We start from the raw sequence: 261 nt of genomic DNA on the forward strand, positions 1-261 counted from the left end.
CATTTGCTATTTAAAATAGCTTTTTGGTGGAGCCTAGCGGGATCGAACCGCTGACCTCCTGCGTGCAAGGCAGGCGCTCTCCCAGCTGAGCTAAGGCCCCAAAATGTATGGTGGGCCTAAATGGACTCGAACCATCGACCTCACGCTTATCAGGCGTGCGCTCTAACCAGCTGAGCTATAGGCCCATACAAATTGCAGGATTTATTTATATCATATCCTCATTTAAGAGTCAATGTTGAATTGAACTCTCAAAACTAAACG

2 tRNA genes are annotated in these 261 nt (G+C 46.7%); both read right to left on the bottom strand.

Annotation, left to right across the window (positions count from 1 at the left end):
• Positions 1-24: 24 nt before the first annotated feature.
• Positions 25-100 (bottom strand) — tRNA-Ala (locus tag OXT04_RS29705).
• 8 nt (positions 101-108) lie between these two features.
• A tRNA-Ile gene (locus tag OXT04_RS29710) sits at positions 109-185 on the bottom strand.
• Between the last annotated feature and the right edge of the window lie 76 nt (positions 186-261).

The organism is Bacillus sp. GC_Bacil_1, from assembly GCF_026540675.1.
Lineage (GTDB): Bacteria > Bacillota > Bacilli > Bacillales > Bacillaceae_G > Bacillus_A > Bacillus_A cereus.